General features: G+C 34.3%; 22 protein-coding genes and 1 other annotated feature. Of the genes, 1 reads left to right on the forward strand and 21 read right to left on the reverse strand.

The window, feature by feature from the left end:
* Positions 1-247: 247 nt before the first annotated feature.
* The 7 genes from NQ558_RS01950 to NQ558_RS01980 form a co-directional block, all read right to left on the reverse strand.
* Entirely contained in the window at positions 248-523 is a 276-nt protein-coding gene (locus NQ558_RS01950) for a hypothetical protein (protein WP_005361854.1), read from the reverse strand.
* A 12-nt stretch (positions 524-535) separates the two neighbouring features.
* On the reverse strand, positions 536-2,386 hold the full coding sequence (locus NQ558_RS01955; RefSeq protein WP_005361859.1) for a DUF5702 domain-containing protein: 1,851 nt from the start codon (positions 2,384-2,386) through the stop codon (positions 536-538).
* Between the two features lie 64 nt (positions 2,387-2,450).
* Positions 2,451-2,633 carry a Flp1 family type IVb pilin gene (locus NQ558_RS01960; RefSeq protein WP_005361860.1) on the reverse strand — a complete coding sequence of 61 codons (183 nt, stop codon included), beginning with the start codon at positions 2,631-2,633 and terminating at the stop codon, positions 2,451-2,453.
* Positions 2,634-2,737: 104 nt separating this feature from the next.
* Positions 2,738-4,168 (reverse strand): hypothetical protein, encoded by a 1,431-nt coding sequence (locus NQ558_RS01965; protein ID WP_156774978.1) that lies wholly within the window; start codon positions 4,166-4,168, stop codon positions 2,738-2,740.
* A 76-nt stretch (positions 4,169-4,244) separates the two neighbouring features.
* Positions 4,245-4,973: a type II secretion system F family protein gene (locus NQ558_RS01970; protein WP_040446858.1), complete on the reverse strand. Its 729-nt coding sequence runs from the start codon at positions 4,971-4,973 to the stop codon at positions 4,245-4,247.
* A 24-nt stretch (positions 4,974-4,997) separates the two neighbouring features.
* Positions 4,998-6,215 carry a TadA family conjugal transfer-associated ATPase gene (locus NQ558_RS01975; RefSeq protein WP_005361865.1) on the reverse strand — a complete coding sequence of 406 codons (1,218 nt, stop codon included), beginning with the start codon at positions 6,213-6,215 and terminating at the stop codon, positions 4,998-5,000.
* Complete coding sequence (locus NQ558_RS01980; protein WP_040446860.1) at positions 6,215-7,219, reverse strand: P-loop NTPase family protein; 1,005 nt, start codon at positions 7,217-7,219, stop codon at positions 6,215-6,217. Before NQ558_RS01980 ends, NQ558_RS01975 begins: the two co-directional genes overlap by 1 nt.
* A gap of 447 nt (positions 7,220-7,666) precedes the next feature.
* On the opposite strand from NQ558_RS01980, the gene trhA reads away from it, so the two are divergent.
* Positions 7,667-8,341, forward strand: coding sequence for a PAQR family membrane homeostasis protein TrhA (gene trhA / locus NQ558_RS01985; protein WP_005361872.1), 675 nt, complete (start codon positions 7,667-7,669; stop codon positions 8,339-8,341).
* Positions 8,342-8,482: 141 nt separating this feature from the next.
* Here the strand turns inward: trhA and NQ558_RS01990 are convergent, their stop codons facing one another.
* The 14 genes from NQ558_RS01990 to NQ558_RS02055 form a co-directional block, all read right to left on the reverse strand.
* Complete coding sequence (locus NQ558_RS01990; RefSeq protein WP_005361873.1) at positions 8,483-8,869, reverse strand: hypothetical protein; 387 nt, start codon at positions 8,867-8,869, stop codon at positions 8,483-8,485.
* Between the two features lie 65 nt (positions 8,870-8,934).
* A complete protein-coding gene (locus tag NQ558_RS01995; protein ID WP_005361874.1) occupies positions 8,935-9,426 on the reverse strand; it encodes a deoxycytidylate deaminase in 492 nt (163 codons plus the stop codon).
* 88 nt (positions 9,427-9,514) lie between these two features.
* Positions 9,515-10,144, reverse strand: coding sequence for a uracil phosphoribosyltransferase (upp, locus tag NQ558_RS02000; RefSeq protein WP_005361875.1), 630 nt, complete (start codon positions 10,142-10,144; stop codon positions 9,515-9,517).
* A 32-nt stretch (positions 10,145-10,176) separates the two neighbouring features.
* The gene (locus tag NQ558_RS02005) at positions 10,177-10,635 is read right to left on the reverse strand and encodes an arsenate reductase/protein-tyrosine-phosphatase family protein (RefSeq protein ID WP_005361876.1); all 459 of its coding nucleotides are present in this window, start codon (positions 10,633-10,635) and stop codon (positions 10,177-10,179) included.
* A 15-nt stretch (positions 10,636-10,650) separates the two neighbouring features.
* A complete protein-coding gene (locus NQ558_RS02010; RefSeq protein ID WP_040446863.1) occupies positions 10,651-11,718 on the reverse strand; it encodes an L-threonylcarbamoyladenylate synthase in 1,068 nt (355 codons plus the stop codon).
* 82 nt (positions 11,719-11,800) lie between these two features.
* Positions 11,801-12,526, reverse strand: coding sequence for an N-acetylmuramoyl-L-alanine amidase family protein (locus tag NQ558_RS02015; protein WP_040446865.1), 726 nt, complete (start codon positions 12,524-12,526; stop codon positions 11,801-11,803).
* A 132-nt stretch (positions 12,527-12,658) separates the two neighbouring features.
* Positions 12,659-13,525 (reverse strand): 16S rRNA (adenine(1518)-N(6)/adenine(1519)-N(6))-dimethyltransferase RsmA, encoded by an 867-nt coding sequence (gene rsmA, locus NQ558_RS02020; protein WP_005361883.1) that lies wholly within the window; start codon positions 13,523-13,525, stop codon positions 12,659-12,661.
* Complete coding sequence (locus tag NQ558_RS02025) at positions 13,525-14,304, reverse strand: TatD family hydrolase (protein WP_005361885.1); 780 nt, start codon at positions 14,302-14,304, stop codon at positions 13,525-13,527. Before NQ558_RS02025 ends, rsmA begins: the two co-directional genes overlap by 1 nt.
* Before the next feature lie 12 nt (positions 14,305-14,316).
* A complete protein-coding gene (gene metG, locus NQ558_RS02030) occupies positions 14,317-16,263 on the reverse strand; it encodes a methionine--tRNA ligase (RefSeq protein WP_005361887.1) in 1,947 nt (648 codons plus the stop codon).
* Between the two features lie 56 nt (positions 16,264-16,319).
* Positions 16,320-16,561, reverse strand: a binding site (T-box leader).
* 69 nt (positions 16,562-16,630) lie between these two features.
* The gene (locus NQ558_RS02035) at positions 16,631-17,401 is read right to left on the reverse strand and encodes a DeoR/GlpR family DNA-binding transcription regulator (RefSeq protein WP_005361893.1); all 771 of its coding nucleotides are present in this window, start codon (positions 17,399-17,401) and stop codon (positions 16,631-16,633) included.
* Positions 17,402-17,608: 207 nt separating this feature from the next.
* Positions 17,609-19,303 carry a phosphoenolpyruvate--protein phosphotransferase gene (ptsP, locus tag NQ558_RS02040; RefSeq protein ID WP_005361900.1) on the reverse strand — a complete coding sequence of 565 codons (1,695 nt, stop codon included), beginning with the start codon at positions 19,301-19,303 and terminating at the stop codon, positions 17,609-17,611.
* Positions 19,304-19,322: 19 nt separating this feature from the next.
* Entirely contained in the window at positions 19,323-19,586 is a 264-nt protein-coding gene (locus tag NQ558_RS02045; RefSeq protein WP_005361902.1) for an HPr family phosphocarrier protein, read from the reverse strand.
* 38 nt (positions 19,587-19,624) lie between these two features.
* Positions 19,625-20,113, reverse strand: coding sequence for a PTS sugar transporter subunit IIA (locus tag NQ558_RS02050; RefSeq protein ID WP_005361904.1), 489 nt, complete (start codon positions 20,111-20,113; stop codon positions 19,625-19,627).
* A 113-nt stretch (positions 20,114-20,226) separates the two neighbouring features.
* Entirely contained in the window at positions 20,227-22,185 is a 1,959-nt protein-coding gene (locus NQ558_RS02055) for a BglG family transcription antiterminator (RefSeq protein ID WP_005361907.1), read from the reverse strand.
* Positions 22,186-22,203 lie beyond the last annotated feature (18 nt).

Consider the following 22,203-nt stretch of genomic DNA (forward strand, 5'->3'; position numbering starts at 1 on the left):
TTCGTCTTATTGGGTGCTTTTTATAAAAAGGGGTTATTAAAAAATAGCTTTTGTACTTGGAGAGAAACATCATCTTATTTTTTATTTGACCATAACATATTAGCTACGAAAACATCCTTTCCGTTATTGAAACATATCTTTAACCACATCTATGTTTCATTCCTACTTCACTGAATACTTTACAACACATACGTACTCTCCATAGGCTTAAATTCCTGACTAACGAATCAGTACATCCTTTTATTTTCTATCCTTTTAAATTTGATAATCTTTTTTCTATTCTTGTAATCATAGTTTCATTCTTTATAATATTTGCAGTTTTTCTACACGCTACTCCTGTTCTTGCATTAAATTTTAAGCTGTTCTGACTTTTTAATCTTTGATTTTCTAATTTGGAATTAGCTAATTTTTGTTCCTTATATTTACGAATTAATGCCTTTTCCAATCTTCTTTTTCTTTTCTTTAGTATTTCTATTTTTCTAATTTGTTTTAAATTATTTTCATCAGTTAGTTGTTTTGTCATAATACTTATCTCCTAATAAGAATCATAATAAGCCATACTATATTTATAGGCATTATTTTCCTCTGTCAGATTATTTACTACTATTGGAATAGCAGTAAACAATGGTGCAGTTTCATAAGTAGCTTTCAGCTTAAAACCCGTCAGACTTTTACTCATTAAGAATTCACTGTTATACCTTTTCTGTATATTTATCTGTATCAAATCCATTATTCTATATAGACTGTCCCCTGTATTCTGTACTGCTATTAGTATTTGGCAATACTCTTTGTAACTTAGTCCTTTTGAATCTTCTTTTTTGCCACCATTTGTTATGTTGCCTATGGAAGTTCTCCAGCCTCCCTTTGATTTTGTCAAAGCAACCTTACCTTCCGATAACAATATTTTCATGTCATTAACTGCCTCCGCCATCGACCATGCACTAATTAGCACTCCCTTTGCCACCGGCTCTAAGAAAGGCAAGCCTGTTACAATTGCCACAGATGCTGCTATTGCTGACACCTGTTCCATTTTTTCTTTATCTGTAATGAGATAAGCCATATTTATCCCTGTTTTTGCCGAAACAATTTTCTCCACTACAGATGCAAGATTCTCCTTATCACTGTCTTTTCCTGAAATAATATATTCCAGCTCATACTTTAATACTGTATTTTTTTCCGGATTATTGTAGTTACCAAACTTTAATCCTGCATATAGTGCATTAACACATTTATTTTTTATTTCTTTTGACAAACTATTATTTTTTTTGCCTTTCAAAGTTGATGGCAGATTAGAACCGGATAAAGTATTTTTTGATACATTTTCCGGGTTTTCTAAAACCTGTGACAATACTCCACTATCAATAAAATCTTTTAAATTTTCAAATATTGAATAATTATCTCTATCTTCTTCTGTACTTTCCAGTGTAATTAAAGACTCCATTTTGCTTATAACTTTCCCCATGTTGCTTATGGACTTTTTAACTTTGCTTATATTGCCTGAATCTAATTTTTTAATTTTCAAAACGTTAAGCTCTTTGTCCCTCTTTATCTCATCCCTTACTTTTGCTAAAATTTCCAAATTAGTATCCATGTAATCTTTTGCATCAGATGTATAGCTATTCTTTTTCAAAAACTGTTCTTTTTTTCTTTCGTACACTTCTATCTTGGAAATAGCACTGTCCACATCCTTCGATTTTATTTCGATTGATGCCATCAGCTCTCTATACTCTTTCAAAACTTTCTTTCCCTCTTTTTTATTAAAATCAGATTGAAGTTTTTCTATTTTCTGACTAACCGAATCATACTTATTACTTAAATCTTTTGTTTCTTTTAAACCTGTAACTATGCTATTAATATTTTCTACAAGTTCCTGCAATTCCCCCTTATTGACATCGACTACAATATTCATGTCACACTTATTTTTATTTTGGTCATTACAGTTTTCGTATGTTTCACATTCTTTCACAAGTCTTTCAACAGTTTCCATTACACCTGCATATTTTATATACGATTTAATTTGATTTGAGAAATATTGTCCTCCTTTTTTCGTTAAATACTCCTTTCCGGTTACTTCTAAATTAACCAGATTTGTTCCTAAAAAATTTAGGCCCGGCTCATTTAAATCTGCCATATTTATATTATCCTGTATGTTCTTTTTTATTACCGACTCAACAGTCTGCTTTTCCCATACAAGTAATATTCCATAATCTTCATAAACCTGTCTTCCATATCCTGCCAGTGCTGACTCTGCACTCATATATGTATAGCTTTTTATCTGCGCCTGTACTGCACTGATTCTTGCACTTTCACCAATTACATTAACAAGCAACATCACACTTATAAGTATCATGCTTAAATAGATGGTTATACTTCCTTTTACTTTCATTTTTTACTTTCCATAAAACTTTTCGTAAAATTTATTACCTTAAAAAGTTTGTTTTTCCCCCACTTTAAAACTTTTTAATCTGAGTTTTTATTGTTGTATAAACTCCGTCAGCTATTCCACTTATCTGTGATTTAAATACTAAGGCAAGTCCTACAAGTACCAGAATTATCAGCACTATCTCTATAACGCCCATTGCCTTCTGTTTTCCTAAAATAATTCTTGCTTTTGTCTTCAAAATTTCCAACATTTCTATACCCCCTGTTTTAACTTGTTATAATTGTTTATTTTCACATTTCTATTTTATTTTTATATTTAATTTTCATATTGTTTTTATACTGTGTTTTCACTTCTTCACATATTTATTGACATTAATGCCGGTACCATTAGAATAACCAGTGCCACTATTAACATAACCGTCATTGGTCCTAACAGTTTAGTTGATATTTCGCTGCCTCTTTTTAAAGCAGTATTCTTTCTCTCAACCAGTGCCCTATTTAACTCATTTTCAAGGGCAAAAGATAACTCTCCTGTTCCTCTGCGTATGTTTTGTTCAATAATATTTGCCAACTTTATATAATTGTGCAACCCACATCTTTCTCCATATTGATTTATTGCATTAATTTCTGACACTCCGCTTTTCATTTTTACCGTTGCCATTTTCAACTCTTCATAAGCATAATGATACTCTTTTGGATTTTTCTTTTTCTCATCCTCATATTGCCTTACAATTCTTTCAATTGAGCTCTTTATTGAAAGTCCTGCATTGCTATATAATAGAATTTTGCTTAGGATTTCAGGGTAATCAAATTGAAGTTGTATATTTCGTTTTTTCACTTCACTCTTTAAATCCCTATCCTTTAAGAAAAATACTGCCACACACATAATAAATGCTACTATTGGAATATATTTTCCTATTTTTGATGCACTTTTATAATAACTAATCTTTTCACCTGATATATTTTCCGGCAAAAAAATCTTCTTTTGCTCACTATCCTGACTGTTTATGTATTCCTGAACTGCTTCCTGAATATCTCCCTTGTAATTTCTTGGAAATACATTTACGGCAAATGTGTAGCTTAATGTTAGTTCATTTAATTCCATATTTGCCGTAAGGTTAACAATTGTACCTTCCTGTGAAACATCAGACATAATCTGTCCATCATAATTCAAAACCCTACTATCACTTATATCCCATGTTACCGAAATATCGGTGTCTGGTATTTCACGAATCAAATTCAATGGCTTATCAATATGGTTAGCACTTTTGTTCTTGTCCAAAACAAGCTTAACTAACTTATTTCTACTATTCTCCATTAGTTTTAAGGATTCATCTTTTGACAATTGTCTTTGGTCTACTTCAACATTAATTTTTTCAACATTATCTCCATTCTTTGCAAAAAAACTATAACTGGTAATACTTTGCCCGTCTCTATCCAATGTTTTTATTTGCCCTTTATTGTCCTTATTTTCAGAAAAACTTATTGCCATTCCAAATATCAGAAACAAAATAAACATTCCAAGGCACGAAGCTATTTTATTTACACGATACATATAAATCTCTTTTTTTATGTTTTCCTGTACATTTAACTTTTTTATTAAAGATTCCGTATATGTATTTTTATGTAAAAGTCCTTTAGGTATTCTGTCAGCAATAAACATCGACATTCCGTACAATGGGCTAAGTTTATCTTTCTTAAACTTTTTTCTTAAGGTTCGTCTATACCTGACTGTTAATATATAAAATATTAAAATCAAACCAAGTAGAACTGTATAAACCTTCAATGTCATCCCCCTCTCTTAATCACTGTGTTTACCGTGTCAAACGATCTTATCCTATACTTGCACAATTTCTGCAATCTTATATGCTTACCTTTACTATTTTTTCGCTCCATAAGTATGCAAGCAGATAAACTATTAGACATACCGTCATAACTATATTTCCCATTATGGATTTGTACATTATATCCAGAAAACCGGGGGAAGCCATACTTATATATCCGATTAAAAGCAACGGAATCACAGTCATAATACGCTGCTCCAGTTTCTTGTCGTTTATGGCAACATTAATTTCTTCCTTTACTGATTCCTTAAGAACAATATTTTCTATAACTCTTTTTATTACATTGTTCATGTTACCGCCTGATTTTTGTGCTATGGAAAAAGTATTATAAAACATATGAGCACTTTCTAAATCAGTTCTCTCCGCAAAATCTTTAAAAACTATCTCTATTGGTGTATTAAGTTTAAGTCTTGAAGTCATTAATCTTAACTCTGAACATATTAATCCATCATATCCATAAATATTAACCATCTCACGATAGCTTTCTTTTAATCCGTTCTCAACGGAATATCCTGTAACAATTCCATCCTTTAAGGCTACAAGCATTTCTTTATACTGATGTTCAAATTCTGCCTTTGCCCTGTCTTTGTATTTCGTTGAATATTGCCTGTATATTGGTATTACTAATGGCAGAATTATAATTCCCGCCTTAAAACTTCCATAAAACATTCTTCCCATTAAAATCACCAACAGACCTATTATTATCAGACTTACAGTCTTCTTTTTTCCTGACATACAATAATTCATATTCCCCCTTAACGGACAATTATCTTAAGCCAACCCTTTTCTTTCCAACTTTTGCTTATTAATTAGTGGATTTTCAGTTCTTTCCAATTGTCCCACAACTTTATTTTTGTCAGATTCAGGTTCTTCCTTAAAAACATACAACCTGTTTAGTTCTATCTGACCATTTCTTATCCCAACCACTTCATTAATTTCCAATACTTTTCTTGTTTTGTCTCTCATTCTTCCTAAATGAATAACTATATCTATTGCTGTTGCAATCTGTGCTCTTATGGCCGCCAATGGCATATCAATTCCCATAAGAACCATTGTTTCCAATCTTGTCATCATATCTGATGGAGAATTTCCATGTCCTGTTGACATAGAACCATCATGTCCTGTATTCATTGCCTGAAGCATGTCCAAAGTCTCCCCACCTCTTACCTCGCCAACGATTATTCTATCCGGACGGACTCGTAATGATGCTTTAATTAAATCCCTTATGGAAATAACATTCTCCCCCTGACTGTTTGCCTGTCTTGTTTCCATTCGGACAATATTATCAACAGAATCAAGTTTTAGTTCTGCTGAATCTTCAATTGTGACTATTCTTTCGTCTTTAGGAATAAAATTAGATAACACATTTAGAAATGTTGTTTTACCGGATCCTGTCCCCCCACTTACAAAAATATTATAGCCTGCCATAACTGCCATTTTTAAAAAATCAGCAGCCTCTTTTGAAATTGTCCCCCAACTAATCATATCGTCGATTGTAATTCCTCTTTTTGAAAATTTACGTATTGTAACTATAGGTCCTTCAAGAGCAATTGGTGGCAATATTACATTAACTCTGGAACCGTCTTCAAGTCGTGTATCCACAATGGGATTTGACTCATTTACCCTACGGTTAGTCTTTGCCACAATCTGTTGGATAATATCATTTAACCTGTTTTCAGATTCAAACCTTTCATCTATTTTGTTTATACGTCCCTTTTTTTCAACAAAAATATTGTTAGGTCCATTTATCATTATTTCTGTAATATCAGGTTCTTCCAGCAACTCCTCTATTATGCCTAACCCTCTAATTGAGGAATATATTTTTTTATGTATTATTTGTCTTTTCTTAATTGACATATATCTGTAATCCTGATTTTTTTCAATTACACTGTCTATGATTTCGTGCAATTCACTGTCATCAGGTTCTCTTGACATATCAACTCTTTCAATTACCAAACCTCTTAACTGTTCTATTTCTGACTTGTTCATTATAATCCCCCCAATACCTGTCTTATGTAATCTCCGGGTTCTCCCCACAAATAACATTCTTTATATTCATCCAGGCTGCTCCATTGCCTTATTTGTGGCACTTGCAGCATTTCCGTTCTGTCTAATATTTCCTCATAACCTGTTCTTAAAAGATACTCTTCCCATTCCTTCTTCTTGCACTGATTCATCCAGTCATTAGAAACCGGCACAAATATTCTATTGCAACTTTCAAGCAAAATCATTGGATTGTTAAGTACCTGACCGAACTCAATAATAATCTTGTCATATTCTGTTAATTCTGCAATGTTCTGTATAAATTGAAGCCACTGCCCTGTATCAATATTTCTTAAATCACAGGAATATACCAACGGCGGTATGTAATCAAATCCCTCCGCCGAATAGGTTACTGCCTTAAGTTTAACGGCCATTGATTCCGGGGATTGCTTGTAGAAATACATTAAATCTGACAGATTCGCTCCAAAATCCGTATCAAACATTCTATCCATTCCTGAATATTCCTGCATATTTATGTAAAGAACTGTATAATCTGCTCCTAAAGTCTGTGCCATAGCCCACGCAACTGCAGTCTTTCCCACATTGCCTACAGGCGAATATATACCGATTATTTCCGACTTGTTCTTTGTAACAGGTACAAAAATACTGTCCTTTGTTATATCAATGTAGTAATCTATAACCTGGTGGATAACATTTTCCATTGACTGATATTTATAGATGGTTCTGTATTCAGAAAAAGAAGACGAAACCTCCTCACCTGCCAATATTACAATCTTCTCCCTGTTAACCTTCTCAATCTCATGGCACATTACATCTGAAGCTACCAATAATAATTGTGGCTCCCGACTTTCCAAATATTGTAATAATGACTCCTGTTTCGTAAATACCTGAATCTCAAAAGGCATTCCTTTCTTCTCTTCTATATACTCCAAAAAAGATTCCGTATAATTCTCGTCATTATCAAAAACAGCTAAACTACCCTTCTTCAATAGTTTTTCCCCCCTTACTTATTACATCTTTAACATGTGCAACGCTCTCGCCTCTGTTTCTTCCTATTGGGTAAACCAGTTCTTTGCACATATGTCAAATTTTCTTTGTTTTTGTTGTTCTGTGTTTTGTTTTTGAATATACGCATATTATATATACTGATTTTGTCAAAGTCTATACGCTTTTTACACAAAAAGTTTTTATTCATTTCTTAATATAATTTAGACAAAAAACATATTTTGAATATGTTATATATTTATTAATATTGTCCTATGACATCACTTATTATTCCTATGGAAAATTTGCCATTTTCAATAGTCACTTATACAGCCTTCATTTTTTATGCATTTTTTTTATTGACATTTGCGTATAATATGTATATACTTTGACGTAGTATTGAATACTACATAACGTTGAGTAGTCATTTTTTAAGAAAGGAAGAACTTTTTATGAAGCAAAGAATTAAATTAGCTGACAGACAGCTTCCTAATTATTCTAAAGGTGAAGAAATTTTTAATATGGTTTCCCATATCGTTGGTGCGGCTTTAGGTATTGCAGCTCTTGTGCTTTGCATTATTGTTTCGGCCAAGCATCACAGTGGAATCGGCGTTGTTTCCAGTTGCATTTATGGGGTAACTTTAATTGTTTTATATACAATGTCCAGTGTTTATCATGGTTTAAGACCGGGAATGGGTAAGAAGGTTATGCAGGTTCTTGACCACTGCACCATTTATTTTCTTATTGCAGGAAGTTACACACCAATACTTCTTGTTCCAATGAGAGCCAAATATCCCGTTTTGGCATGGTCTTTATTTGGCTTAGTTTGGGGTTGTGCAATTATTGCCTGTACCCTTACTGCAATTGACTTAAAGAAATACAGCGTATTTTCTATGATTTGCTACCTTGCCATGGGATGGGTTATTATTATTTTCATAAAACCTACCATTGAAGTTATGGGCACAGGTGGCGTTATCTTACTTGTTGCCGGAGGCATTGCCTACACTGTAGGCTCTATTCTTTACGGACTTGGAAGCAGTCATAAATGGATGCATTCTATTTTCCATTTGTTTATTCTTGCAGGAAGTATATTACATTTTTTTGCAATAATACTTTATGCCCTTTAATGATGTTTTCACACATTGGAAATATCAATTAATAGATTTTCCAAAGGATTTTCTTGTTAATTGAAAAAGCACTAAGATTTAGGTTTCATTCAACCCTTTATTCTTAGTGCTTTTTTTGTTAAGACTAAATCACTTTTAATCTTAATAATATCTTTTTCTTTTTTGTCTTCTTCTATATATTTCATTAAGCAGCAATACCATTATTATATCCTTAAGCCACTGGTCATCAGGATACTTAATGCATTCCTTGCCATTACAGGATGCCTCTTCTTTTTTAATATTTTCAAAAATACGATTAACAATCCTTAGGATTCCCATTTTGTCAGGATATTCGTCAAACATCATACTTCCTGCAAACTCCTGATAATCACATTCCTTCTCTACCATCTCCTGAATGGTCATAAAAGTTAGAGGGTACATTTCTTTAACATATTCAATGTCTCTATCTTCCGCCATTCCCCATTGTCCGTAATACATTCCCGTAACTGCATTTCCCTGAACATAAAAAGGTATATATTTATAATCCATATACTATCCTAAACTAATCAAAAACCTTATCAGTCTAGTATATTCAGCAAAAATAGAATTGTTTACTAAAGCTTTATTTTAATCTCTTTGCCTGATTTCTCATATGGAATATATTCCACACCTGCTGCTGCCATCATTCTCTTTGACGCCTTTACAGAAGATGTATCTCCATATTTATCATCGCCATATATAACCTTCTTAATGCCACACTGAATAATGGCCTTGGCGCACTCATTACAAGGAAACAAAGTTACATAAATCTTTGCTCCTTCAAGACTGCCGCCTCTATAATTCAAAATGGCATTTAATTCGCTGTGAGTTGTGTAAAAATATTTATTGTCATATGGATCGTCGCTTTCTCTATTCCATGGAAATTCATCATCGCTACAACCTACCGGAAGCCCGTTATAGCCCATTGACAAAATTTTGTTATCGTCACTTACTATGCATGCTCCCACCTGAGTATTTGGATCCTTTGACCTTAGTGCCGCCAAAGATGCAACTCCCATAAAATACTCATCCCATGAAATGTAATCCTTTCTCTTACTACTAGCCATTTCTTTCTCCTTTTAATTTCTTGTCAAAAGTGAAATGCTACTATTTATTTGCCACGGAAAAATTTCTATTGCAAACACGTTAATTTTATTATTTTGTACCGAAGATTCTATCTCCTGCATCTCCAAGTCCCGGAACGATGTACTTGTGTTCATTTAATTTTTCATCTAATGCACCAATGTACATATTTACGTCAGGATGTGCTTCTTCCATTGCTTTTACGCCTTCAGGTGCTGCAATAATGCACATTAATGTAATGTTCTTTACACCTTTTTCTTTAAGCATCTGAATTGCTGCAATTGCAGAACCACCTGTTGCAAGCATTGGATCTACTACGAATACGTTTCTCTTGTCACAATCTTCAGGTAATTTACAGTAGTACTCGTGAGGCAATGCTGTAACAGGATCTCTGTAAAGTCCAATGTGTCCTACTTTTGCTGATGGAATCATTGCAAGCATTCCATCTACCATACCAAGACCTGCTCTAAGAATAGGTACGATTGCTAACTTCTTTCCGCCTAATTCTTTAACTGTTGTCTTGCATATCGGTGTTTCGATTTCCTGGTTAGCTAATTCTAAGTTTCTTGTTGCTTCATATGTGATAAGCATTGCAATTTCGCTGATTAACTGTCTAAAATCTTTTGTTCCTGTTTCTTTTCTTCTAATAATTCCAATCTTGTGCTGGATCAATGGATGATCCATTATAAATGTCTTTCCCATTTGTTTTCCTCCGTGCTTTTTTATGTATTTTTTTAGTTTTTGTATTTACTTTCCTTAAGCTTGTTAGCTAATTTCTGAATTATGTTGTCTAATGTTTCATACATCTTGGCATAATCCGCTAACTCACCACCATCTGGATTAACTATGCTTCCTGCCTCGTTAATATACTCTGTTAATGTATAAACATTAACTGCCTCTGCATAGTCATCATATACTGCCTGCTTCCTTGACTCATCTAATACCAGTACCAATACGTCTTGTCCAAAATCTTCCGGTTCAAGTTGTATTGAAGTACGGTTAATGTCCAATCCCTTTGAGGCTGCGATTGCTACAGTTTTAGGATTCATTGGCTCCGGGAAAAGAACTGCAAGTCCTCTTGAATCAATATTTACCTGTTCTAATGGCAAATAATGTTTTAGCAAAGTTGCTGCAAGTGGTCCCGGTGACGTATCCATATCCGTAACAAACAAAATTTTTGAAAATTCTAGCATTTTACCTCCGAACTGCTATACATCAATGATGTTATAACCTGCTGCCTTAGTAAGCCTGTTCATGATTGCCTGTCCCACATTCTTCTCTGAAAATGCTTCACCAAAAATAAATTCTGTATCCACTTTGTCAAAGTCTCTTAATGCCTTGAACAAATGATTGGCAACTGTTTCCGGCTTTTCTAAATCTCCCAGTGATACTACCTTAATGCTCTTGTTTAGTCTTCCCTGGTACATATGCAAATGCTGGTCTGCTGTTATAATTCCTGTAATCTTACCTTCATCTGCTTTTTCATTTGCAAGTTCGATGATTTTTTCTGCCACCTTTACTTCATCGCCCTTATAAATCGTATAATCTGCCGATGGTGCATAATGTCTGTATTTCATTCCCGGAGCTTTTGGTTTAAACTCCTTAGTTGGTTTTGTAAAAATAGTTCTGTCCTCTGTTGCATCGGGAACAATCTCTTTTACCATTTCGTATGTAATAAATCCTGGTCTTAAAATCATTGGTGGATTAACTGTTACGTCAATGATAGTTGATTCAAGTCCCATTCCTACCATTCCGCCATCAATAATCATATCAATACGACCGTCCATGTCATCTATTACATGTTCCCCTAAAGTCGGGCTTGGTTTTCCTGAAAGGTTAGCACTTGGTGCCGCAATACTAACACCAGCCGCCTTAATAAGTGCCTGTGCAATAGGGTGATTAGGATATCTGACTGCAACTGTGTCCAAGCCTCCTGTTGTACCCTTTGGTACCAGATTACTTTTATTAAATATAAGTGTCATAGGTCCCGGCCAAAAGGCATCCATTAATTTCTCAGCCACCGGTGGTATCTCTTCAACCAACGGTTTAAGCATTTCCAAATCTGCTATGTGGGCAATTAACGGATTGTCTGATGGGCGTCCCTTTGCAGCATAAATCTTTGCTGCCGCTTCTTCATTTAATGCATCTGCTCCCAGTCCGTAAACAGTTTCTGTAGGAAAAGCAACCAGACCACCCTGTCTTATAATCTCTCCTGCCTGGTTAATTGTATCCATATCTATATTGTCTACACTGGTTTTTTTTATTATAGTTTTCATCTTACGCCTCATCTAATTTTTATCTTGTCTATTTTATCATATATTACCCCATTTTACAAATTATATTAACTATTACCATTACCTATTTTTCTCCAAAATATTCTTTAATTCCGGTACATATTATTTCCGCCAGTTTCTTCTGATATTCCTCCTTTGAAAGACTTTCCTCCTCACTTGGGTTGCTTAAAAAACCACACTCTATTATTGTTCCCGGACATTTAGAATTTATAAGCATATAATAACTGTTGTTAGGCTTTGCCGCCTTTTCTTTTTCTGTATTAATTTTTTTGTTCAAATGATTTTGAAGTATTAATCCAAGCTTTTTACTTTTTTCTGATTTTTCATAGAAAAAGCTTTGGGCACCTTTTACATTTGGGTTTGTAAAGCTGTTTTGATGAATGCTTATCATAATGCTATTACTGTTTATTTGGTATGTATTATTTATTATGCTACATCTTTTGTTTAAATCTCCAACCTTGGAAAACTTTCCTCCCTCATTTAGAATCTCATCTTTATTTCTTGTCATTACCACATCAAATCCGTTATCTTCCAAAACTTTCTTAAGGCATTTAGAAATGGCAAGGTTTACGTCTTTTTCCTTTGTGCCATTAACGCCCACTTTTCCCGGATCATCTCCCCCATGTCCCGGGTCAATTACAACAACTTTGCCATTTTTAGTTTTAACATTTTTATTTTCTTTTTCCATTTCAACTGTAGCTACCTTATCCATGTTGCAGGCTATTATTGTCATTGACACGAGAAGAACCACGGACATTACCATATTGATTTTTATTTTATTTTTAAGCATAAACATTCCAATTTTTTTCTACAATATATGAATTTCTAAGCATAAAAAGAACGCAGAACTATTTAAACTTCCATCTAAATTATTCTGCGTTTCTAATATGATTTTTATTCTATTATGATTTAATTTAAAATCTTATTTTAATTCTGTAAAGGCATTTGCAAGTTCTGCAAACTCTTCTAAAGTCAATGCCTCACCTCTTATAGTTTCCGGTTTTCCTATTTTTTCTATGGCCTTAACTATCTGTTCCTTAGAAAAACTAAGCTCCGGTGAATTTTTCAATCCGTTAACTAATGTTTTTCTTCTCTGATTAAAAGAAGCTCTTATGATTTTAAACATTAATTTTTCATCTGCCACATTAACTGTAGGTTCTTTATGTCTTGTTAGCTTTATTACCGCTGAATCAACATTTGGTCTTGGCATAAAACATGTTGCTGACACATTAAGAATAACCTTTGCAGTGGCATAGTACTGAACTGCCAATGACAATGCCCCATAATCCTTTGAACCCGGTCCTGTCTGCATTCTGTCCGCCACTTCTTTTTGAACCATTATTGTAATGCTGTCAATTGGCACACCACTCTCAAACAATCCCATAATAATAGGTGTTGTTATGTAATATGGCAAATTGGCAACAACCTTAATTGGTTTACCATTATTCTTTTCCTCTGCTAAAGATTTTATGTCAACCTTTAGCACGTCCTGATTTATAACTTCCACATTATCATATTCTGACAATGTATCTTCCAAAATAGGAATTAACATCTTATCAATTTCCACAGCCACAACCTGTCTTGCAGCTTCACAAAGATACTGTGTCATCGTTCCTATTCCCGGGCCGATTTCCAAAACGAAATCATCTTTTGTTATTTCAGCTCCTCTGATAATACTTTCCAATACATTTGAGTCAATTAAAAAGTTCTGTCCGAATTTTTTTTGGAAAGCAAAGCTATATTTATTTATTATTTCCTTTGTTGCACTTGGTGTTCCAAGATATGCCATTAATCAAACCTCTTTCTGCCTATTCCATAAAGGTCTTTTGCATTATTTGAAGTAATATCAATAACTTCTGCAGGGCTAATGTTCTTAATCTCTGCTATTTTATTTACAACGTAAGGCAGATTAAAGGAATCATTTCTCTTTCCTCTGTTTGGTTCCGGTGTTAAATAAGGACAGTCTGTTTCTATTACCATTCTATCCATTGGCATATATTCTACAACTTCCCTTAATTTCTTAGCATTTTTAAATGTTACTACACCACCGATTCCCAGATAAAATCCCATATCAAGGAATTTTTCTGCCATTTCCTTTGTGTAAGAAAAACAATGAATTACTCCACCGATTTCATCAGCCTTGTTAGCCTTCATAACTTCATATGTGTCATTTGCCGCATCACGGCTGTGAATAATAATCGGTAATTCAGCCTCTCTTGCAATATCCATTTGCTTTTCAAACCATTCTATCTGCTGCTCTTTATTATCATTCCAATGATAATCCAAGCCTATTTCGCCTACTGCAACGATTTTAGGCTTGTAAATGCTTTTCTTAAGCCACTGATAATCTTCTTCCGTAAGTTCTGAAACTTCATCCGGATGAACGCCTAATGCTCCATAAACATATGGAAAACGTCTCACAAGACCTATTGTGCTTTTACATGATGACATACTTGCGCCTACGTTTACGATATATTCTACACCTCTGTTTTGCATTCTCTCTAATAACTTTTCTCTGTCATCATCGAATGCTTCATCGTCATAATGTGCATGTGTATCAAAAATCATATTTCCTCCGATTTAGCAGATTTCGCTTCCACTAACAATATCTTTATCAACTGTTACAACTGAAAGGTTTCCTTCGTCATCACCTGCTGCCAAAATCATTCCCTGTGATTCCACTCCGCAAAGCTTACATGGTTTTAAGTTAGTAATAACGGCAACTTTCTTTCCTACCATTTCTTCAGGTTTATAGTATTTTGCAATACCTGAAACAATCTGTCTTGTTTCTGCTCCAATCTTAATCTGCGAAACTAGAAGTTTCTTAGCCTTTGGAACAGGTTCACACTTAATTACTTCACCTACCTGAATCTGAACCTTATCAAAATCATCTATTGTAATTTCAGGTTTCTTTTCAACTTCAGGATATTTTTCCTCTGCTTTTTCAGCCTTCTGAGCTGCCTTAATTTCTTCTACCTTTTCCATAACATCCTTAATATCCATTCTTGCAAATAAGATTTCCGGTTTTTCTGTTACTTTGTTGTCTGATGGGTATTTGCCAAATTCTGTCATGTCTTCAAAAGCTCTTGGCTGTGCATTAATCTGAGCCAGAATCTTCTTTGATGTTTCAGGCATAAATGGCTCTAATAGGCTTGCGCCAATTGTAATACCTTCAATTAAGTTATAAAGTACTGTGGCAAGTCTGTCCTGCTTATCTTCTTCCTTAGCAAGTGCCCAAGGCATTGTTTCATCAATGTACTTATTACATCTCTTAAATAATGTGAAGATTTCTGTAATTGCATCTGCAACTCTTAACTTATCCATCTTTTCAGCTGCCTTAACAGGTGTATCCAAAATAACCTTCTTAAAGTCATCGTCAACTTCTTCGTCAACTCCCTTGTTGCTTACAACTCCGTCAAAATACTTATTTGACATTGAAATTGTTCTGTTAACAAGATTTCCTAATGTATTAGCAAGGTCTGAGTTCATTCTCTCAACCATTAATTCCCAAGTAATAGTTCCATCGTTTTCAAATGGCATTTCATGAAGCACGAAATATCTTACGGCATCAACACCAAAAAGATTTGCCAAGTCATCCGCATAAATAACGTTACCCTTTGACTTACTCATTTTTCCGTCACCCTGTAATAACCAAGGATGTCCGAAAATCTGCTTTGGAAGTGGAACATCTAAAGCCATAAGCATAATTGGCCAATAAATAGTATGGAATCTTAAAATATCCTTTCCAATAAGGTGAAGGTCGGCCGGCCAATACTTATCATATAAAGGATCATTGTTTCCATCAACATCATATCCCAAACCTGTAATGTAGTTGGATAATGCATCAATCCATACATAAACAACGTGCTTTGGATCAAAGTCTACAGGAATTCCCCATTTAAATGATGTTCTTGATACACATAAATCCTGCAATCCCGGAAGAAGGAAGTTGTTCATCATTTCATTCTTTCTTGATTCAGGCTGAATAAATTCAGGATGTGTGTTAATATGTTCAATTAATCTGTCTGCGTATTTACTCATTCTAAAGAAATATGCTTCTTCCTTTGCAGGTGTTACTTCTCTGCCACAGTCAGGACACTTTCCATCTACTAACTGTGATTCTGTAAAGAAAGATTCACAAGGTGTACAGTACATTCCTTCATAATGTCCCTTATAAATATCTCCCTGATCATATAGTTTCTTAAAAATCTTCTGAACCTGTTTTTCATGGTCTGGATCAGTTGTTCTAATGAATTTATCATATGATGTATTCATTAAATCCCAGATTTCCTTAATAACACCGGAAACATTATCTACAAATTCCTTTGGTGTAATTCCTGCTTCCGCAGCCTTTAATTCTATTTTCTGACCGTGTTCGTCAGTTCCTGTCTGGAATCTTACATCATATCCCTGCTGTCTTTTAAATCTTACAATACTGTCAGCCAAAATTGCTTCATAAGTATTACCAATATGAGGCTTTCCTGATGTGTAAGCAATGGCTGTTGTTAAATAATACGTTTTACTCATTTTCCTGCCAATTTCCTTTCCAAAATAAGAATTTCAAATACAATAAACGCCCTCATCATAAAGACGAGAGCGTAAACTTCGTGGTACCACTTTACTTTATCGGAATAGTATTCTTAATAATTACAAAACACATTCCAACCTTATTTACACTATAACGGGTGTTCCCGTCACCGGCTTATGTAGCACTCACCGATGCCATTCGGGGGCCATCTTCACCTTACTCTTCACTGCCTGTTCTCACCATTTCAGACTCTCTGTATGCTATCTTTAAGGATACTCTTCCCTTCACTATGTTTACCATCTGCTAACAATTCTATTATTTAATGGCAAATTTGTCAATTTTAATTTTAATTACACAGCTTATCTGTTAACAATATATATCAATATTATAGGACTTTAATTTTGACATTATGGTGCCTTCTACACTTTCTTCCATAATTAATCCGGTAAACTCGTCTATGCCGGCATATTTGTAATTGCCATCCTTAGAAAGTTTCTCTCTTTCCATAAGCATATAACACTCATTACTTACTTCCATTACAGACTTCTTTGTTAATGCATCTTCCGTATCATATGTATAGACTCTGTTTCTGTTGACATCTATTCCAACCACTCCCATAAATGCCTTATCAAACTGATAGTTAGAGATATTTCTGTTAGTTATTGTTCCAACGAAACCATCTCTGCCCCTGTTTAATTTTCCACCAAGGAAAATAAGTTTAGTCTTGGTATCCTTCTCATAAAGCATTATAAGTATGGCATCAATCATATTTGTAACAACTGTAACCGGTCTGTCTGCCTCAACTATAAGTTTTACCAGTTCAATATTTATGGTTGAAATATCAAGAAAAATAACATCGCCGTCCTGAATTATTTCATAAGCCCTTTTTGCTATTACACGCTTCTCTTCTACGTTCTTACCTATTCTCTGTGAAACATATCTGTCATGACTGTTTGTCCTGACTCTTACTGCCCCACCGTAAGTCTTCTTTAACATTCCGTCTTTTTCTAAATGAGCTAAGTCTTTTCTAATACTATCCTCTGTTACTCCAAATTTTTTACTTAAATTTTTTACTCTTACTGAACCTTCTCTGTTTACTATTTCAACAATTGTATTTTGTCGTTCTCTTGCAAGCATAACTTCCCCCTTCTTCGTACATTAATCTATACTTTATATTCTTAATATTTTCAGGGTTTTGTCAAGGGTTACATAACTTTTTGTATAAAACTACTTATTTTTCGAAAAAAATAGAAAGGAAAAGAGCAATTACACCAAAGATTTCTCCCTGTTATAATTGCTCTCCGTTAACAAACCAAAAATATGCATTTATTTATTGATTTATGACTATCCTAAAATTTCTAAAACTTCTTCCTCTGTTACACATGCCATAACTTTATCAGCTAATGCCTTACATTCATCCATTGTGCAATCGGAAATAGTCTTTCTTGTCTTTAATACACTTGTAGCACTTACACTAAATTCATCTAAACCAAATGCTAAAAGAAGTGGGATAAGTTTTGAATCTGCTGCTGCTTCTCCACACATACCTACCATAATTCCCTCTTTCTTACCACATTCGATAATACGCTTAATTGCTCTAAGTACTGCCGGATTATATGTTGAATAAAGATATGCAACCTTTGCATTTCCTCTATCTACTGCCATTGTGTATCCTGTAAGATCGTTTGTACCGATACTAAAGAAAGCTGCTTCTTTTGCAAGAACATCTGCCACCATGCAGGCTGCAGGTGTTTCCATCATTACACCAACTTCAATGTTCTTATTGTAAGCTACGCCTTCCTTATCTAATTCAGCCATAATTTCTTTAATCATAGCCTTAACCTGTCTTAATTCATCAACACCTGTTACAAGTGGAACCATAATCTTAATCTTTCCAAATGCACTGGCTCTAAGCAAAGCTTTTAACTGAATCTCATAAATATCTTTTCTCTGTAAGCAATAACGAATAGCTCTAAAACCAAGGAATGGGTTGTCTTCATGTTCCAATCCAAGATATGGAACATCCTTGTCACCACCGATATCAAGTGTTCTGATGATAACCGGTTTTCCTTTCATCTTTTCTGCTACTTCCTTATATGCTTCAAACTGTTCTTCTTCTGTAGGCATAGAATCTCTATCCATAAATAAAAATTCTGTTCTGAAAAGTCCAATACCTTCGCCATCACATTCAACAGCCTTGTTAGCATCTGCAGGTTTTCCAATATTACATACTAATTCAACTTTTACGCCATCCTTAGTCTGTGAAGGCTTGCCTGCATATTCTTTTAACAATGCCTTTTCATTCTGATAATCGCTGTACATCTTTTTGAACTTTTCAACTGTTTCATCATCAGGATTTAAAATAGCTTCTCCACTTGTTCCGTCAAGAACTACCTTATCTCCATTCTTAGCAATACTGCAAATATTTTCAATACTTAATACTGCAGGTACTTCCATTGCTCTTGCAAGAATAGCTGAATGAGATGTTCTTCCACCTACTTCCGTAAGAATACCTTCGATGTTCTCCGGATTAATTCCTGCTGTCATAGAAGGTGTTAAATCTCTTGCTACGATAACTGTTCCTGCGGGTACCTGTGAAATATCAACATCTTCTATTCCCAATAAAATCTTAAGCATTCTTGTCTTAATATCTCTAAAGTCTGTTGCTCTCTGCTGAAGTAATTCATCAGGAATCTGTGAAAACATTTCTGCTGTCTGTTCTAATACCTGCTCTACAGCCATTTCTGCTGTAATCTTTTCACTAATAACCAAAGCTGAAATCTGTTCTTCAATCATTGGATCCTGAAGCATCTGGATATGACCTCTTAAAATATCAGCATCCTTCTTTCCTACAGTAATATCCATTTTTTCAGCCATAACATTTGTATCTGCCACAAACTTTTCAATGGCATTCTGTAATCTTTCAATTTCAGCTCCGGTTTCTTCAACTCTCTTAGTTTCAATATTAATTTCATGTTCTTCAATTAAAACTACTGTTCCGATACCAATTCCTTCAGATCCTGCTATACCCTTGTACATATCTCTTACCTCTTATAAATTATTCACCAAAGTTCTGGCTTGCAAGTTCTTCAACCTTAGCCATTGCTGCTTCTTCATCTTCTCCGTCACATTCAAATGTAATTTCTGCACCTGTCTTAATACAAGCTGAAATAATGTTGATAAGACTCTTAGCGTTGATTCTCTTATCGCCGAATACGATTGTTACGTCACATACGAATTTTCCCATTTCCTTTGCTACAACACCTGCTGGTCTCATGTGTAATCCTTCTGAATTTTCGATTGTTAAAGTCTTTGATAACATTTTTTAATCCTCCTAAATAATAAAATTTTTAATATTTTCTATAATGCTTCAAGCAGTGAAACTATTTCTTCAGGTTTCTTAGCCTCAACAAGTTTCTCGCGAAAGTCATCATAAATAACTTTTCTAAACAGTGATGCCAAAATCTCCAAATGTCTGTTTCCTGCTGCAGGTGATGGAACGCCAATCATAAATATAATGCTGACTTCTTCCTTTCCATCCCAAACAATTGGTTTCTTAAGATGTGCAAAAGCCAAGGTTTCGTACTTTACGCCTTCTGACTTTGCATGAGGTGTTGCAACTGAAAATCCTACTGCTGTTCCTGACACTTTTTCTCTCTGTAGCACATCTGCCACATATGTTTCCTTATCAATCAGTCTGTCATTCTGTTCCATGACATCTGCCATCTTTCTAATAACTTCTTCTGAACTGTCTGCCTCTAAATCAAACATAACAAAATCGTTATCAATAAGTTTTTCAGCCAAAACCTTGCCTCCTTTTCTTAAATTACCACTTTCCTGTGTTTTCATTCTATATTGTTATAAATTTTTTTTCAATTTCTCCAAAAAAAGAAAATTGCACTAAACTTAGTGCAATTTCCATCAAGCCTTTTAATTATAAAGGTTGTATCGTTTTTATATTTTTACTCCCAAGACAATTCTTCTTTTAGAATTTTCTCCATTTCTCTAATATCCGATGATTTTCTTATTCTAGCAATCTTATCACCAGATCCCAAAAGTCTTGCAAAATCATGGAAGAATGCCTTAGTGCTTCCAATATTGTCGAAATTAATTGCCAATACAAATATTGTATCAACCATCTTTCCCCCCCAATTAATAGGATGTGCCAGTCGTACAACAAATACCTTAGGCTTTATAACATTATCAGGAGTTCCGTGTGGTATTGCCACGCCGTTACCTATTGCCGTAGGTTCAATCTTCTCTCTTTTCATTACGTCATCAAAGAAATCTTTGTTAACATAACCTCCGTTATAAAGCTTTTTGCATGCTTCCTTTAAGATTTTTTCTTTATCTAATTTTTCATTAACAAAGAGAATATTGTCAATATCTATTAACGAATAAAATCCCTGTTTCTGAAGCTCCGGATGTGAAATTATTTCAAAGCACTTACTCTTTATGTTTTTCTCATCCTCTGCACTTATAATCGGTGATATATGAACCACCTTGTCTTCATATTCAAAAGAAGAAATCGTAGATAAAACTATGTCACAATCATACTGGTCAATAGTGTCCATTAATTCTGATGACAAAATCGCCACAATCTTTATTTCTTCTATTCTGCTTTCAATCTTTCTGGCAACAATTGTTGATGCAGCAATTCCGCTTGTTCCAAGAATAACAGCCCTGATTGTTTTTACATTTCTGTGAAGTGCCCCACCTACAAACAAGGCAAGAAACGATATTTCATGATCTGTTGGTATTGCTCCACAATATTTTTCATAAAACCTTGTTAACGTAAAACATGTTGCAAATATTCCTGAATACATCTCTCTTATGTCGCCAAGGAATGGGTTTGTCGCCTCAATTCCGTACCTAGTTCTTATAAGTGATGACGGAACAAAATTCTCCATACTTATTTTTAACAATTCATTAGATGTTAGATCAATATTTAAAATCTCTGACAGATACTCAAGCATTTCACCTGATATTTTTTTAGCTTTTTCTTCTTTGTCACTGCTTATGGCCTTGTACAAATCAGTATTGCTCTGAACTGACGCTGACGCCAGAAGAATCTCTATATACTGCTTCTCATATTCGTTAAGATTACACTTGCTTAAACTGCAAAACTTCTCAACAACCTTGTCCACAATGTCAGAATATTTAATGTTCTCATCTTCCGGAATTATGTCTTCCGTAATAACATTTCCCATTCTTACCCTGAATAACTGTATGCAAAGATAGTCAGCCAACATTTTAAATGAATAATCCGTATACGCAATTCCATAGGTTTCTTCAATATAATGAATTACCTCAACAGATTTTTCAAAATTATCCTGACCGAAATTATTAATCCAAAGTTCCTGGTCTTCCACGCTTATTCTGTTATCAGACGCTTCCCGTATAACTTTATTTCCAATACTGTACTTGCAATAACTCTTCATTGCACGCCTGATTGAAAATTCATCACCGGTAATAAACACGCCGTGACCTGCAACTCTGTTAATTCGAATATTGTACTTACTGAATTCCTTAAAAATAGAATTAATATCGTCACTAATAACTTTCTTACTTACATTTAATTCTTCTGAAAAAAGTGACAATGTGTAAGTATCCCAACCACTTAAGAGAATGTACATAATATAGCTCATTCTCTGCTCTTTAGACATAACAATCTTCTTATCTCTCTTTAAGTCGGCTACCTGCTTAATCTGCTGGTCAGTAAAATCAGCTACAAAACCAATTCCCGGCTTTCTCTCCAAAATCATACTATGTTCATTACAAAAATCTGATACTTCCTTAATATACGTTTTTACACTTCGCTCAGAAACACCAAGATATATTGCAAGAGTTTTTGATGTTATTGGTGTTCGATTATTCTCTATTAACTTGTCTACAATCTGAAGTCCTCTTTCTGATAACATCCGGCGTACCTCTCTATC

The sequence above is a fragment of the Eubacterium ventriosum genome (assembly GCF_025150745.1).
Lineage (GTDB): Bacteria > Bacillota > Clostridia > Lachnospirales > Lachnospiraceae > Eubacterium_G > Eubacterium_G ventriosum.